The sequence below is a fragment of the Flavobacterium sp. WC2421 genome (assembly GCF_040822115.1).
GTDB lineage: Bacteria > Bacteroidota > Bacteroidia > Flavobacteriales > Flavobacteriaceae > Flavobacterium.
Map to the genome: position 1 here is coordinate 1,077,362 of NZ_CP162004.1, position 15,633 is coordinate 1,092,994.

Below are 15,633 nucleotides of genomic sequence, written 5' to 3' on the forward strand. Positions count from 1 at the left end.
AGGATGCCGCTTTGATCTGGGCTAGAGATTGTACTATTAATTACATCATTAGAACCAAAATATATGATTAATAAAAAAGTAAATACAGTTCAAGACGCACTGAAAGGAGTGCAAGATGGAATGACCATTATGCTAGGTGGTTTTGGCTTGTGTGGAATTCCGGAAAATTCAATTGCCGAGCTTGTTATAAAAGAAACCAAAGAACTTACCTGTATTTCTAATAATGCTGGGGTTGATGATTTTGGACTTGGATTGCTTTTGCAAAAGCGCCAAATCAAGAAAATGATTTCTTCTTATGTAGGAGAAAATGCCGAATTTGAGCGCCAAATGCTCTCTGGAGAATTGGACGTAGAGTTAACTCCTCAAGGAACTTTAGCCGAAAAATGCCGTGCAGCACAAGCGGGTATTCCTGCCTTTTTTACCCCTGCAGGATACGGAACTGAAGTAGCCGAAGGGAAAGAAGTGCGTGAATTTAATGGAAAAATGCACATTATGGAATTAGCCTACAAAGCTGATTTTGCCATCGTAAAAGCATGGAAAGGAGACGAAGCAGGGAATTTAATTTTTAAAGGAACCGCTCGTAACTTTAATGCCTGTATGGCTGGTGGTGCAAAAATTACTGTTGCCGAAGTAGAAGAACTTTTACCAGTGGGTTCATTAGACCCAAATGAAATTCATATTCCAGGAATCATGGTACAACGCATCTTTCAAGGTGAAAAATTCGAAAAAAGAATTGAACAAAGAACTGTTAGACAAAAATAATAGATTCTGTAATCCCAAAATTCATGGTGATTACTTTTATATAAAACACTTAATTATCCTTAATTCCTTAATGGTTTAAATATAAAGTATATGTTAGGAAAAGAAGAAATCGCAAAACGAATAGCCAAAGAAGTAAAAGACGGCTATTACGTAAACTTAGGAATCGGAATTCCTACATTGGTAGCTAACTATGTTCGTAATGATATTGCTGTTGAATTTCAAAGTGAAAACGGCGTTCTTGGTATGGGCCCTTTTCCTTTTGAAGGAGAAGAAGATGCTGATATAATTAATGCAGGAAAACAAACCATAACGACTTTACCAGGAGCTTCTTTCTTTGATTCTGCTTTGAGTTTTGGAATGATTCGTTCTCAAAAAGTAGATTTAACCATTCTTGGTGCAATGGAAGTAGCTGAAAATGGGGATATTGCTAACTGGAAAATCCCAGGCAAAATGGTAAAAGGAATGGGTGGCGCAATGGATTTAGTCGCTTCGGCAGAGAATATTGTTGTGGCGATGATGCACGTAAATAAAAAAGGAGAATCTAAAATTCTTAAAAAATGCAGCTTACCCCTAACTGGTGTAGGTTGTGTGAAAAAAGTAGTTACTGAATTAGCCGTGCTTGAAATAACCCCAAAAGGATTTAAATTACTAGAACGTGCTCCAGGTGTTACAGTAGAATATATTATTGCTTCCACAGAAGCGGAACTTATTATTGAAGGAGATATTCCTGAAATGGTGATTGATTAATGCTTTATTAAACAGCAAAACAAAATAATATAGGTAGAAAATATACTTATAAAAATAGGCTGCCCTTTTTGAGGACAGCCTATTTTTATTTATTGCTATTGTTGTGGTCTATTGTAAGTAATATATATAACCCACATTAAGCCATACTAACCAGTCATTAGCTTTGTTTTCTTTATAAATAGCAGGGTTTGGATTTAAACCATCTACCCAGTTAGAAAAATAATATTGAAATCGTAAGTCAATCATTAAATCACGTAAAGGAGTTAATTTATATCGTGTTCCTACACTTGAAACTACTGACCAAACTGTACCTCCTTCATTTGAAAACCCATAGGGACGATTGTCAGTAGGAGTTAAGTATTTAGGGAAAGTAGTTAATGGTGTGCCTAAAGGACCTAATGTGGAAGAGGCTGTGGCATTGTAATAACTGAATTGCCCACCAAGACTTATAAATGGACCTAGACTACCTATTCTAGAAGTGAAATCTCGAATACTAAAAGGGAAATATTCCAGTTGCATACCAATGTTTGTTACAGCGGTGCTACCTCTCATTGCTCTTAATTGATCAGCACCAAGTGAAGTTCTGTCAGGGCTTACCCATTCTCCAAAATGTTTTAACTCGGTTTTATTGTATGACAATTCACTCCTAAGCTTGAAATGATCGTTAAAATAGGTTTCGGGAGTATAACAGTTACAAGATGCCTTGTAAGAAAAGTTGATATAATGAATAATACCTATACCCAAACCCGTATTTCCAGCATTTGTAGTTAAATTATAACGTTCCCCGTAGTCAGATTGAAAAGCTACTGGACCAGCTATAACTCCTACTTCATGCGAAAAGCCAAATTGAGCATTTGAGCTGTTTGAAAAGCCCAATAAAATCAATAGAGTTAAGGTTATTTGTTTAAGCATTTTTTAGTTAAAATTTCAAGTCTTGACAAATATATAAAAAACATCATTCAACCTTTGAAATTAAAATTAAAAATAAGTAATTAAATTCCTAAAATGGCTAAGAAAAAAGCAACGTTTTCGTTTAAACTACAACTTCAAAAGCTGAATTCTTCAAGAATGATTAATAAAAAGATAAATCGATAAAACATACTTAATAATTAATTTGAAATAGTCGCATTAAATGTATATTTGTACACTCTAACGAAAACGTTTTCTTAAACGTTAATAATCTAATAATCATGTCACAAAGTATTTCTACTTTTATTGAAGAGGTTACTAAAAAAAACCCAAACGAACCGGAATTCTTGCAAGCAGTTTTGGAAGTTGCTGAAACTGTGATTCCTTTTATCGAAGAAAATAAAAAATACCAAAACAAAATGCTTTTGGAAAGAATGGTCGAATCTGATCGTATCATTATGTTTCGTGTAGCTTGGATTGATGATAAAGGCGCTACTCAAGTAAATAGAGGATACCGTATTCAAATGAATTCAGCTATCGGACCGTATAAAGGTGGACTGCGTTTTCACCCTTCAGTGAATTTAAGTATTTTAAAATTTTTAGCTTTCGAACAAACATTTAAAAATAGCTTAACTACTTTGCCAATGGGTGGAGGAAAAGGTGGAGCAGATTTTGATCCAAAAGGAAAATCAGATAATGAAGTAATGCGTTTTTGTCAAAGCTTCATGACGGAATTATCTAAACATATTGGTGCTAACACGGATGTTCCTGCGGGAGATATTGGAGTTGGAGGAAGAGAAGTAGGTTATTTATTTGGTCAATATAAAAGACTAAGAAATGAATTTACGGGTGTTTTAACTGGAAAAGGAATTTCTTTTGGAGGTTCTTTAATTAGACCTGAAGCAACTGGATACGGAGCAGTTTATTTTGCTCAAAGTATGTTAGAAACAAAAGGAAATAGTTTTGCAGGTAAAACAGTTGTTGTTTCTGGTTCTGGAAACGTGGCGCAATATGCTACTGAAAAAGCAACTCAATTAGGTGGTAAAGTGGTGACTATGTCAGACTCTGCTGGATATATTTACGATGCTGATGGTATCGATGCAGAGAAATTAGCCTATGTAATGGAGATAAAAAATGAATTAAGAGGTAGAATTAGTGACTATGTTGCTAAATATCCAAAAGCTAAATATTTCGCAGGGAAACGCCCATGGGAAGTAAAATGTGATATTGCTTTACCATGTGCTACTCAAAATGAGTTAAACGAAGACGAAGCAAAAACACTTGTTGCAAACGGATGTCTTTGTGTAGCTGAAGGGGCTAATATGCCAACAACACCAGAAGCAGTTCACGTAATCCAAAAAGCTAAATTGTTATTTGCTCCAGGAAAAGCGTCTAATGCTGGTGGAGTAGCTACTTCAGGTTTAGAAATGTCTCAAAATTCATTGAGATTGAGCTGGAGTTCTGAAGAAGTAGATGATAAACTAAAAGGGATTATGTTAAATATTCATGCTTCATGCGTTAAGTATGGTTCTGATGGTAATGGATATGTTGACTATGTAAAAGGAGCAAACATTGCTGGATTTGTAAAAGTAGCTGATGCTATGCTAGCTCAAGGGGTGGTTTAAGTCTTTTTCAAATAATAGATTAAAGCCTTCTAGCCAAATTTTGGTTGGAAGGCTTTTTTTTTGATCCCAACAAAAAACGAATACTTTCGTTTGTGCTATATTTGTGAATCAATTGCAATCCAAAGAATGAAAAAAAACGTTTTACTATTGCTGTTACTCTTGCTAATGCAAATGACATTTGCTCAAAACAATTTGTCATGGCAGGGCTATTTTTCATACAATGAAATTAAAGATGTATCGGCTTCTTCAAATACTATTTTTGCCGCTTCTGAAAATGCACTTTTTTCCAGAAATACTAGCACGAACTTAATTAAAACTACAAACACTGTCGACGGACTCTCGGGTCAAACCATAAGCGCACTGTATTATAGTTCACAATTCAATAAATCAATTGTAGGTTATGAAAACGGTTTACTCATTGTAATTAACGAAGCCGATGGGAGCATGTTAAATGTGGTTGATATTATTAACAAGCAACTTCCTGCCAGCACGAAAAGAGTCAATCATTTTATGGAGTATGAAGGGGTTGTTTATGTTTCTTGTGATTTTGGAATCGTACAATTTAATTTAGAAACGATGCTTTTTGGAGATACTTATTTTATTGGAGATAATGGTGCCGAAATAATTGTTTCACAAACTGCAATTTACAATGGGTTTATCTATGCGTCTACAAATAGTGGGATTCGAAGAGCCTTAATTGCTAATAAGAATTTGAATGATTATGCACAATGGCAACAAGTAGCTGGGGGGAATTGGACAAGTATTGAAACTTTTGACACGGAGTTAATCGCTATAAATTCTTCAGGGGATATTCATAAATACAATTCAAGTACCAATTCTTTTGTAAGTTTTATTGCTCTTTCTCAACCTGTTTTAGATATGAGGGCAAATGATTCTTATCTAATTGTAACCACAAGCAATAGCATATTTATTTATAATAAACAGTTAGTACTAGTACGTCAAATCAATAGCAATCAAATTCCGGGTACTAGCCCTATTTTTAGTTGCGCTACCAGTATCGAGGATGTAATTTATATTGGAACAAAACAAAATGGATTGTATACAACAGTAATTACAGCTACTGATTTTGAGAATATAACACCAATGGGGCCACTACGGAATAGTATTTTTTCACTTCAAGCAACTCCAAATCTTTTTTGGGCTGTATATGGGGATTATACGGTAGATTATAATCCGTATCCATTAGACAATTATGGAGTGAGTAAATTTTCGTCCTCGGGTTGGTTAAATATTCCGTATGATGCCGTATTGGGAGCAAAATCAATAAGCAGGGTGACTATTAATCCAAGTAATGAAAATGATGTGTTCGCTAGTTCTTTCTTTTCGGGATTGTTGAAAATTGAAAATGATGTGCCTACTTTTTTATATAACCAAACGAATAGTGGTTTAGAAACATTAACCTTTGCTGGAGCTAATTATTTTGATGTTAGAATTAATGGAGCAGCTTTTGATAAATCAGGTAATCTATGGGTTACTAACAGTAGGGTTAAAAACGGTTTAAAAGTTTTAGGAACCAATGGGCAATGGCAAAGCTTTTCAATGGATAATATTTTAGATGCTAGTCAAGACAATAGTTTTGGTAGAATGGTGATTGATCGCAATGGAACAAAATGGATGACGACAAATCGAGATGGAGTTATAGCATTTAATGAAAGTAATAATACATTTAAGAAAATTACTTTTGGACCAGATACGGGTAATTTGCCCATTTCGGATGTGCGAGCTGTAGCCGTTGACAATAGAAACCAACTTTGGATAGGAACGACAAAAGGACTTCGGGTATTATCTAATGTAGGTAATTTTCAAACCGACAATCAATTGACAACCAATTCCATTATTATATTGGATAATAACCTTGCTCAAGAATTGTTGTATGAGCAGTTTATAACTGATATTGTAGTAGATGGCGCTAATAATAAATGGATAGGAACTGCAGATTCGGGTGTGTTTATGGTGTCGCCAAATGGTCAAGAAACCAAATATCATTTTACCATAAACAACTCACCATTACCAAGCAATGTGATTAATGATATTGATATAAATAGTGCAACAGGTGAAGTTTTTATAGCTACAGCCAAAGGATTGGTTTCTTTTAAAGGAGTTTCTACTGCTGCAAATGAAGATTTGACACAAGCGTATGTGTACCCCAATCCAGTTCGGCCAGAATATCAAGGAACAGTAAAAATTGCAGGTTTGCTTAATAAAGCAAATATTAAAATCACTGATATAGAAGGCAATCTTGTTTATGAAACTACTTCAGAAGGGGGTACGATTGAATGGGATACCACTGCATTTGGAAAATATAAAGTAGCTTCGGGTGTGTATATGATTTTTATTTCGGCACAAGACGGGGTAGAAACCAAAGTGAAGAAAGTAATGATAATCAGATAATTAGTTTTTAGTTTACATTTTGGTCATTAACTACAATCCCAAACTTTAAACTTTAAACTTTAAACTTTAAACAAAAATAATGCTCGTAAAAACCAAAGCCATTGTCATTTCATCAATAAAATTTCAAGAAAAAAGCTTGATAGTGAAATGCTTTACACAATCGCATGGTTTGAAATCCTATTTTGTTCGGGATGCTTTTTCGGGTAGAAAATCAAATCAGAAAATTGCTTATTTTCAACCGCTTTCTATTCTAGAAATTGAAGCAGTACATAAGAACAAAGGCACTTTGGAAAACTTCAAAGAAATTAAGTTAAGCACGCCATTTACAAGCATTCATACAGATATTTATAAAAGTACCATCGTTATTTTTATTTCCGAAATATTGTACCATTCCATTCATGAAGAGGAAAAAAACGAATCGCTTTTCAGCTTTCTGGAAGCGGCTTTGCTTTGGCTGGATCATCATGATGAAATAGCTAATTTTCATTTAATTCTAATGCTAGAAGCTACAAAATACCTTGGTTTTTATCCTGATATATCCGATATAGATATGCCTTTTTTTGATGTAAACGAAGGTGTTTTTTCTCCTTTTCATGCGGTCAGTTCATTGACAGAGCATGAAACCAATTTGTTTAAAAAACTAATTGATTTGCGATTAGATAACGATCAAAAAGTCTTCCATGTAATCGAACGCCAAATTGTGCTGAAAATACTTATTGAATACTACAGTTACCATCTTGACGGTTTTAAAAGGCCAAAATCTTTGGAGGTTTTAAAGGAAGTTTTTAGACTTTAACCCAAGTGTATAAACAAAATTCATGTCAATTCGTGAAATTTGTGTTTAATTATTCAAAATTCCTTACTTTCGCACTTCGATTAAAGAAAAGGATAAAATGAGCACAAAATTTACTGAATACAAAGGACTTGACTTGCCAACAGTAGCGTCAGAAGTACTTGATTTTTGGAAGAAAGAAAACATATTTGAGAAAAGTGTAACTACCCGTGAGGGAAGTACACCATACGTATTTTTTGAAGGGCCACCTTCTGCAAATGGATTACCTGGAATTCATCACGTAATGGCTCGTGCCATTAAAGATATTTTTTGTAGATATAAAACTCAAAAAGGGTTCCAAGTAAAGCGTAAAGCAGGTTGGGATACTCATGGATTGCCTGTAGAATTAGGAACTGAGAAAGAACTCGGAATTACAAAAGAAGATATAGGAAAGAAAATTTCTATCGAAGAATATAACGAGGCGTGTAAAAAAACCGTGATGCGTTATACAGACGTATGGAATGATTTGACCGAAAAAATGGGGTACTGGGTAGATATGGAAGATCCATATGTGACCTACAAACCCAAATATATGGAGACGGTTTGGTGGATTTTAAAACAAATCTATAATAAAGATTTGATGTACAAAGGGTACACAATCCAGCCGTATTCTCCAAAAGCAGGAACAGGATTGAGTTCTCACGAAGTGAACCAGCCAGGAAGTTATAGAGATGTAACGGATACGACTGTTGTAGCTCAATTCAAGGCAATTAATGATACCTTGCCAGCTGCTTGGCAAGAAATTGGCGAGATTCTTATCTTGGCTTGGACAACAACTCCTTGGACATTGCCTTCAAATACGGCGCTGACTGTAGGTCCTAAAATTGATTATGTTGTTGTGAAAACTTTCAATCAGTATACTTTTTTACCAACGAATGTAGTTTTAGCCAAAAACTTAGTTGGAAAACAATTTGGGAAAGGGTTTTTTGCTAGTGAAGAAGTAGCCGACTTTGAGAACTTCAAAGCAGGAGACAAGAAAATACCATTCCAAGTGATCGCTGAAGCAAAAGGAGCAGACTTAGTTGGAATCAAATACGAACAATTAATGCCATTAGTGCTTCCGTATCAAAATCCTGAAAATGCATTTAGAGTTATTTCAGGAGATTTTGTAACGACAGAAGATGGAACAGGAATTGTACATACAGCGCCCACTTTTGGTGCTGATGATGCAAAAGTTGCTAAAGAAGCCAGTCCAGAAATTCCGCCAATGTTAGTTTTAGATGCGGATGGAACACCAGTACCATTGGTAAACTTACAAGGAAAATTCATCGAGGGATTAGGTGATTATTCAGGTAAGTATGTTAAAAACGAATATTATAATGATGGTGAAGCTCCAGAACGTTCTATAGACGTGGAGATTGCCATTCAGTTAAAAGAAGAAAATAAAGCCTTCAAAGTAGAGAAATATGTGCACAGTTACCCACATTGTTGGAGAACAGATAAGCCTATTTTGTACTATCCACTAGATTCTTGGTTTATAAAAATCACCGAAGTTAGAGATAGAATGTTTGAATTGAACGAAACCATCAACTGGAAGCCAAAAGCAACAGGAGAAGGTCGTTTTGGGAATTGGTTAAAGAATGCCAATGACTGGAACTTATCGCGTTCAAGATATTGGGGGATTCCATTGCCTATCTGGAGAACGGAGGACAAACAAGAAGAAATTTTAATTGGTTCTGTTGAAGAATTATACAACGAAATAGAAAAATCAATAGCTGCTGGTTTCCAAAAAGAAAATCCTTTCAAAGGGTTTGAAATTGGGAATATGGACGAAAGTAACTATGATTTAATTGACTTGCATAAAAATGTAGTTGATCAAATTACTTTGCTTTCTCCTTCTGGAAAACCAATGACGCGTGAAGCTGATTTGATAGATGTATGGTTTGACTCTGGTTCCATGCCGTATGCACAATGGCATTACCCTTTTGAAAACAAAGACAAAATTGATGAGAATAAAGATTTCCCTGCAGACTTTATTGCCGAAGGAGTCGATCAAACGCGTGGATGGTTTTATACTTTGCATGCTATTGCCACTTTGGTTTTTGATAAAGTAGCCTATAAAAACGTGGTTTCGAATGGTTTAGTATTAGACAAAAACGGACAAAAAATGTCTAAACGTCTAGGGAATGCTGCGGACCCATTTGAAACTTTATCAGAATATGGACCTGATGCTACTCGTTGGTATATGATCTCTAATGCAAACCCTTGGGATAACTTGAAGTTTGACTTAGAAGGAATTGCTGAGGTGCGCCGTAAGTTCTTTGGGACTTTATACAATACGTATTCTTTCTTTAGTTTGTATGCTAATATAGATGGGTTTAAATACGAGGAAGCCGAAATTCCAGTAAATGAAAGACCAGAAATTGATCAATGGGTTATTTCTGAGTTGAACACGTTGATAAAAGAAGTAGATGGTTTTTATGCTGATTATGAACCTACAAAAGCAGCACGCGCTATATCAGAATTTGTTCAAGAAAATTTGAGTAACTGGTATGTTCGTTTATGTAGAAGACGTTTCTGGAAAGGAGAATATGCTCAAGACAAAATTGCGGCTTATCAAACGCTGTATACATGTTTATTGACGGTAAGTAAGCTTAGTGCTCCTATTGCTCCTTTCTTTATGGATAAGCTTTACAGAGACTTAACTTTAACAACACAATCAGAAAAGTATGACAGTGTACATTTGGCCCAGTTTCCAATTTCGGTTGAAAACTATGTTAATAAAATGTTAGAGAGTAAAATGCAGAAAGCACAGACCATTTCATCACTAGTTTTATCACTCCGTAAAAAGGAAATGATTAAGGTGCGTCAACCCTTGCAAAAGATAATGATTCCAGTACTTGACGAAGCACAAAGGCTTGAAATCGAGGCGGTTTCTGACCTTATAAAAGCGGAGGTAAATGTTAAAGAAATACTACTTTTGGATGATGCTTCGGGTGTCTTAGTAAAGCAAATTAAACCTAATTTTAAAACTTTAGGACCAAGATTTGGTAAAGATATGGGGTTGATTTCTAAGCAGATACAAGGGTTTTCGGCAGATGATATTAACAAGCTAGACAGTGAAGGTACCATAGATGTTGTTATTGGTGAAAAAAGCATAACTTTAACATTAGAAGATGTTGAGATTTCATCTCAAGATATTGAAGGTTGGTTGGTTGCTAATTCAAATGGAATCACGGTTGCGCTTGATATTGTTATCTCACCGGAATTGAAGAAAGAAGGAATAGCAAGAGAGTTAGTGAACAGAATTCAGAACATTAGAAAAGATTCTGGATTTGAAGTGACAGATAAAATAAAAGTACACTTACAGCAAAATGATGTTTTAAAAGAAGCTGTAGGCTCTAATGAAGAATATATAAAATCAGAAACCTTAACAGAAGAATTGGTTTTTGATGAAGAGATTGAAAATGGCATAGAAATTGAATTTGACGAGATAAAAACAAAAATAAAAATTACTAAATAATTAGGATATGGTAGATGCACCAACAAGATACTCTGACGCTGATTTAGCAGAGTTCAAAGAAATAATTCTAAATAAAATTAACAAAGCGCAAGCTGATTTAGATTTGATAAAGAGCGCCTACATGAATGATTTAAATAACGGTACAGATGATACGTCTCCAACATTTAAAGCATTTGAAGAAGGAAGCGAAACCATGTCTAAAGAAGCCAACTCACAATTAGCGATTCGTCAAGAAAAGTTTATTCGTGATTTGAAAAATGCTTTATTCCGTGTAGAAAACAAAACCTATGGATTGTGTAAGGTAACAGGTAAACTAATTAGTAAAGAAAGACTAAAAATTGTTCCTCACGCAACGATGAGTATTGAAGCTAAAAATCTACAACGATAAGCGCTTTTTCAATTTAAATATTTAACGCTCCATTGGGAGCGTTTTTTTTGATAAAATTATTACTTTTACGCCACTTAAAAATTAAAAAATGTCATTACGAAAAGCGTATCTACTTATCTTCATTGTATTAATCGTTGATCAAGTTTCGAAAATATTTGTAAAAACTAATTTTGTATTAGGGGAAGAAGTAGAAGTTTTTAATTGGTTTAAAATTCTTTTTATTGAAAATGAAGGAATGGCTTGGGGGACAAAAATACCCGGAGCATATGGTAAGTTATTCCTTACCCTTTTTAGATTAGTCGCTGTGGGCGGGATTGGATATTGGTTGTGGGACTCTGTAGAGCGAAAACACAGTTCTAATTACTTAATTATAGCCATTGCCTTAATTTTGGCAGGTGCTTTTGGTAATATTATTGATTCTGTTTTTTACGGTGTTATTTTTGACGATAGTAACGCACAATTAGCTACACTATTTTCTGAAAAGCCCTATGGAACATGGTTTCACGGTCAAGTAGTGGATATGTTTTACTTCCCATTTTGGCATGGAAGTTTACCAAGCTGGATTCCTGTTTGGGGCGGAAGAGATTTTACTTTCTTTAATGCTATTTTTAATGTTGCTGATATGGCAATATCAACTGGAGTAGGGATATTGATTTTTTTCAATAAAAAAGCGTTTCACCATAAATTAGATTAATTCTTCAACGAATAATTTGCAAAATAAAAACAAAGACCCATTCAGTATATTTGAATAGGTCTTTGTTTTTTATTAGATTTATTTGTTGTGTCCTGGTGCATAACGTTTAGCGCTTTTTCCACCATATATTTTTTTAGCTTGACCTGGCGGAAGTTTTTTGGCTTTATAAGTAGATCTGCTGGTTCTGGTTTGAATGCTGCAGCTTGATATTGAAGCAGTAAATAAAATAACCATAAAGGTTAAAGCAAATCTTGAGTATTTAAATGTTTTCATAACTGAATTAGATTTTATCTGATGCGAAAGTACGAATTCAATTTTAAAAAGTGTGAAAAGAATTTGGTGTCACGCAATAATCTAATTTCACATCACCCTCAAAGATATCAGTAATTAATTCTTCGGGTTCAAAGAATGAGAGTCCAATTTTGATTACATCTAGTTTGCAGTCCGAAAGAAACTTGTCATAAAAACCTTTACCATATCCCACTCTATTTCCTTTAATGTCATAAGCCAAAAGAGGAATGAAAACAACGTCAATTTTTTTTGAAGGTACTTCAATACCATCAATTGGTTCTGGAATATTGTATTCGTTTTTCTTTATTTTTGTGTTATCAGTAAGTAAAAAGTGGGTCATTTCTCTTGTCGTAAAATCAGATTTTGAAATAATAATTTCTTTATCTTTCCCTGAAAGAAGATGTAAGATCAATTCAGTATCGACCTCTTTGTGTTCTACAATAGAAAGAAAAATATGGAAATACGTTTTCTCCCAAATGGGGAGTGCTAATAGTCTATTGGCAATAGCCAAACTCATCTCCTCAATTTCTATCTCACTAAGATTTTGTCTTAACTTTTTATACTTAGTTCGTAATTCTTTTTTATTACTTTCCATCACCAATAGTTTTAGAAATATGATAAATTGCATCCCCTTGATATACAATAGGTGAATGATTGGCATTTATTATGTAACCGTCATTGGGTGCTTTTACTTTGCGTTCAAATTTCCCAAATGGATCAGTAATTGTTGCTAAGACAGTTCCTTTTTTTACAAATGAACCAATATAACCACTATCATGTAATAAACCAGAACACTTGGCTCTTATCCAAGCCGATTTTTCAATATAAATGGTATTCTTCTCTTGTTTTTCAATACTATGTTTGGGGTCCAGCATGTTTAAATGTGACAAAATTCGTTTTACTCCATCAATTCCAGCATCAGCGATTGATTCATTAATGTCCAGTGATTTTCCACCTTCAAAAAGCAGCATTTTTACGTTTAGCTTCGAACTTGAATTTCTAAAGGAACCAGCAATATTTTTTGAGTATAAGGTAAATGGTGCATTAAAAACATCGGCCAATATTTTTAATTCTGTATTATTTGGTGCAAGTCGTATTTGTGGGGCGTTAAATCGGCTTGCGCCTCCAGCGTGAAAATCTACAGCATAATCAACTAATGGCATTATTTCTGTTAGAATATGATAGGCAAATCGACTCGCTAAAGATCCTTTTTTACTTCCAGGGAAAACTCGATTTAAGTCTCTACCATCAGGAAATTGACGGGACATGTTTACAAATCCAAACATGTTGATTATAGGAATACAGATAACAGTTCCTGTTTTAGGCTTATTGATTTTTTTTGTAATTATTTGGCGAACAATTTCTACTCCATTGATTTCATCGCCATGTATCCCAGCTGAAAAAAGGACAATAGGACCGTCAATTTTTGATCGCGAAACAATAATTGGAATTTTAAGTTTTGCCGTATTATGCAGTTTTGCGATTTCCATGTCAATGGTTTTGCTTTCGCCTGGTAAAATAGATTCTCCTAAAATTGTTATTGTTTTTGTGCTTCTCATATTTAATAAAAAAGCTAAATGTAGAGATTATTATTTGGAATTCGTAAATTTGAAATGAATTCAAGAATTAACTTCAAATTAATACAATCACAATAGGTCAATATGTACCACTGTGTATCTTTGTGAAATAATAATACAATGCAAAACCCAACGCTAGATCTTCAAATACAAACATTACCTGATAGCCCTGGAGTTTATCAATATTATGATAAAGAGGGAAAAATATTGTATGTAGGAAAAGCTAAGAATTTAAAGAAAAGAGTTTCTTCCTATTTTAATAAAGTTCATGATACTGCAAAAACGAATGTACTTGTCAAGAAAATTGTAACGATAAAGCACATTGTAGTTCCTACGGAAACCGATGCGCTTTTATTAGAAAACAACTTGATAAAAACATTACAACCCAGATATAATGTGTTGTTACGGGATGATAAAAGTTATCCTTGGTTGTGTATTAAGAAAGAACCTTTTTCGCGGATATTTGCTACTAGAAGAATGGTTAAAGACGGTTCAGAATATTTTGGTCCCTACACTAGTTTCAAGACTGTCAATACTATTTTAGAATTGATAAAGGAGTTGTATCCCTTACGTACTTGCAATTTTGATTTAAGTAAGTCCAATATAGAAAGTGGTAAATTCAAAGTTTGTCTGGAATATCATATTGGAAACTGTAAAGGACCTTGCGAGGGGCATGAATCTCTCGAAGTCTATCAAAAACAAGTGGATGCTATTCGTGAAATTCTAAAAGGGAATTTTAAGGAAAGCATGAAAGACTTTAAAAAAGTAATGACGGACTTGGCACAGAACATGCATTTTGAAGAAGCGCAGAAAATAAAAGAAAAAATAGAAGTACTCGAGAATTATCAATCGCGCTCTACTATTGTGAATCCAAAAATCACGAATATTGATGTATTCTCCATTGTTTCGGATGAAGCAGCAGCCTATGTCAATTTTTTACAAATTTCACATGGCTCGATTATTCGTTCGCATACGATGGAAATCAAGAAAAAATTAGAAGAAACGGATGAAGAATTGTTGGAGCTGGCAATTATAGAATTGAGAGAGCGATTTCAATTGTTATCCAAAGAAGTATTAGTGCCATTTGCAGTTGATTTGGGAGAAAATATAAAAGTTACTGTGCCACAGCTTGGAGATAAAAAGCAAATTCTAGACCTTTCTATTCGCAACGCTAAATTTTACAGAATAGAACAATTAAAACAATTGCAAATTGTAGATCCAGACCGTCATGCCAATAGAATCATGGCACAAATGAAAAAAGATTTGCGATTGCCTGTGGAGCCAAGACATATTGAATGCTTTGATAACTCAAATATTCAGGGAACAAATCCTGTTGCAGCTTGCGTGGTTTTTAAAGACGGGAAACCAAGTAAGAAAGATTACCGCCATTTTAATATAAAAACAGTTGAAGGTCCAGATGATTTTGCATCGATGACTGAAGTGGTGTATAGACGGTACAAACGATTACTAGAAGAGGAAGAGCCGCTGCCGCAATTGATTATTATTGATGGAGGGAAAGGGCAGCTTTCTGCAGCGCTTAAGAGCATTGATGATTTGGGATTGCGCGGGAAGATTGCGATAATAGGAATTGCAAAACGTCTTGAAGAATTGTTTTACCCAGGAGATTCAGTGCCTTTATATTTAGATAAAAAATCTGAAACTTTAAAAGTAATACAACAATTAAGAAATGAAGCGCATCGATTTGGGATTACGCATCATAGAGACAAAAGAAGTAAAGCAGCATTAAATTCATCTATAGAATCAATTCCTGGAATTGGAGAAAAAACGATGTTAGCATTGATTCAACAGTTTAAAAGTGTAAAAAGATTAAAAATAGCAACAGAAAAAGAAATTTCTGACGTTATAGGAGTATCAAAAGCAAAAAAAATTGTCGACTTTTACAAATCTGTAACGAAATGATGGTAAGATAGAT

General features: G+C 34.3%; 13 protein-coding genes. 9 read left to right on the plus strand and 4 right to left on the minus strand.

Annotated features, from left to right (window positions below; translation table 11 throughout):
• Window positions 1-63: 63 nt before the first annotated feature.
• Window positions 64-762, plus strand: coding sequence for a CoA transferase subunit A (locus AB3G33_RS04550; RefSeq protein WP_367756450.1), 699 nt, complete (start codon window positions 64-66; stop codon window positions 760-762).
• Window positions 763-852: 90 nt separating this feature from the next.
• On the plus strand, window positions 853-1,509 hold the full coding sequence (locus AB3G33_RS04555) for a 3-oxoacid CoA-transferase subunit B (RefSeq protein WP_367772964.1): 657 nt from the start codon (window positions 853-855) through the stop codon (window positions 1,507-1,509).
• Between the two features lie 108 nt (window positions 1,510-1,617).
• On the opposite strand, the gene AB3G33_RS04560 is transcribed toward AB3G33_RS04555, so the two are convergent.
• A complete protein-coding gene (locus AB3G33_RS04560; protein ID WP_367772966.1) occupies window positions 1,618-2,421 on the minus strand; it encodes a glutamate dehydrogenase in 804 nt (267 codons plus the stop codon).
• 278 nt (window positions 2,422-2,699) lie between these two features.
• Here AB3G33_RS04560 and gdhA point away from each other — a divergent pair, with 278 nt between their 5' ends.
• From gdhA to AB3G33_RS04590, 6 genes are all read left to right on the plus strand, one after another.
• The gene (gene gdhA / locus AB3G33_RS04565) at window positions 2,700-4,043 is read left to right on the plus strand and encodes an NADP-specific glutamate dehydrogenase (RefSeq protein ID WP_367772967.1); all 1,344 of its coding nucleotides are present in this window, start codon (window positions 2,700-2,702) and stop codon (window positions 4,041-4,043) included.
• Window positions 4,044-4,169: 126 nt separating this feature from the next.
• On the plus strand, window positions 4,170-6,455 hold the full coding sequence (locus AB3G33_RS04570; protein ID WP_367772968.1) for a T9SS type A sorting domain-containing protein: 2,286 nt from the start codon (window positions 4,170-4,172) through the stop codon (window positions 6,453-6,455).
• A gap of 79 nt (window positions 6,456-6,534) precedes the next feature.
• The gene (recO, locus tag AB3G33_RS04575) at window positions 6,535-7,251 is read left to right on the plus strand and encodes a DNA repair protein RecO (RefSeq protein ID WP_367772971.1); all 717 of its coding nucleotides are present in this window, start codon (window positions 6,535-6,537) and stop codon (window positions 7,249-7,251) included.
• Between the two features lie 97 nt (window positions 7,252-7,348).
• Entirely contained in the window at window positions 7,349-10,750 is a 3,402-nt protein-coding gene (gene ileS, locus AB3G33_RS04580; RefSeq protein ID WP_367772973.1) for an isoleucine--tRNA ligase, read from the plus strand.
• Between the two features lie 7 nt (window positions 10,751-10,757).
• A complete protein-coding gene (locus tag AB3G33_RS04585) occupies window positions 10,758-11,138 on the plus strand; it encodes a TraR/DksA family transcriptional regulator (RefSeq protein ID WP_367756463.1) in 381 nt (126 codons plus the stop codon).
• An 88-nt stretch (window positions 11,139-11,226) separates the two neighbouring features.
• Entirely contained in the window at window positions 11,227-11,832 is a 606-nt protein-coding gene (locus AB3G33_RS04590; RefSeq protein ID WP_367756465.1) for a lipoprotein signal peptidase, read from the plus strand.
• A gap of 78 nt (window positions 11,833-11,910) precedes the next feature.
• Here the strand turns inward: AB3G33_RS04590 and AB3G33_RS04595 are convergent, their stop codons facing one another.
• Genes AB3G33_RS04595 through AB3G33_RS04605 form a run of 3 tightly spaced genes read right to left on the minus strand, consistent with a single transcriptional unit; the run spans window position 11,911 to window position 13,682 of the window.
• Window positions 11,911-12,105: a hypothetical protein gene (locus tag AB3G33_RS04595; protein WP_367772976.1), complete on the minus strand. Its 195-nt coding sequence runs from the start codon at window positions 12,103-12,105 to the stop codon at window positions 11,911-11,913.
• Window positions 12,106-12,148: 43 nt separating this feature from the next.
• Window positions 12,149-12,718 (minus strand): 5-formyltetrahydrofolate cyclo-ligase, encoded by a 570-nt coding sequence (locus AB3G33_RS04600; RefSeq protein ID WP_367772978.1) that lies wholly within the window; start codon window positions 12,716-12,718, stop codon window positions 12,149-12,151.
• Window positions 12,708-13,682, minus strand: coding sequence for a succinylglutamate desuccinylase/aspartoacylase family protein (locus tag AB3G33_RS04605; RefSeq protein ID WP_367772980.1), 975 nt, complete (start codon window positions 13,680-13,682; stop codon window positions 12,708-12,710). The genes AB3G33_RS04600 and AB3G33_RS04605 overlap by 11 nt, the downstream gene beginning before the upstream one ends.
• Window positions 13,683-13,820: 138 nt before the next feature.
• Between AB3G33_RS04605 and uvrC the strand changes: the two genes are divergently transcribed.
• The gene (gene uvrC, locus AB3G33_RS04610; protein ID WP_367772981.1) at window positions 13,821-15,620 is read left to right on the plus strand and encodes an excinuclease ABC subunit UvrC; all 1,800 of its coding nucleotides are present in this window, start codon (window positions 13,821-13,823) and stop codon (window positions 15,618-15,620) included.
• The last annotated feature ends 13 nt before the right edge of the window (window positions 15,621-15,633 follow it).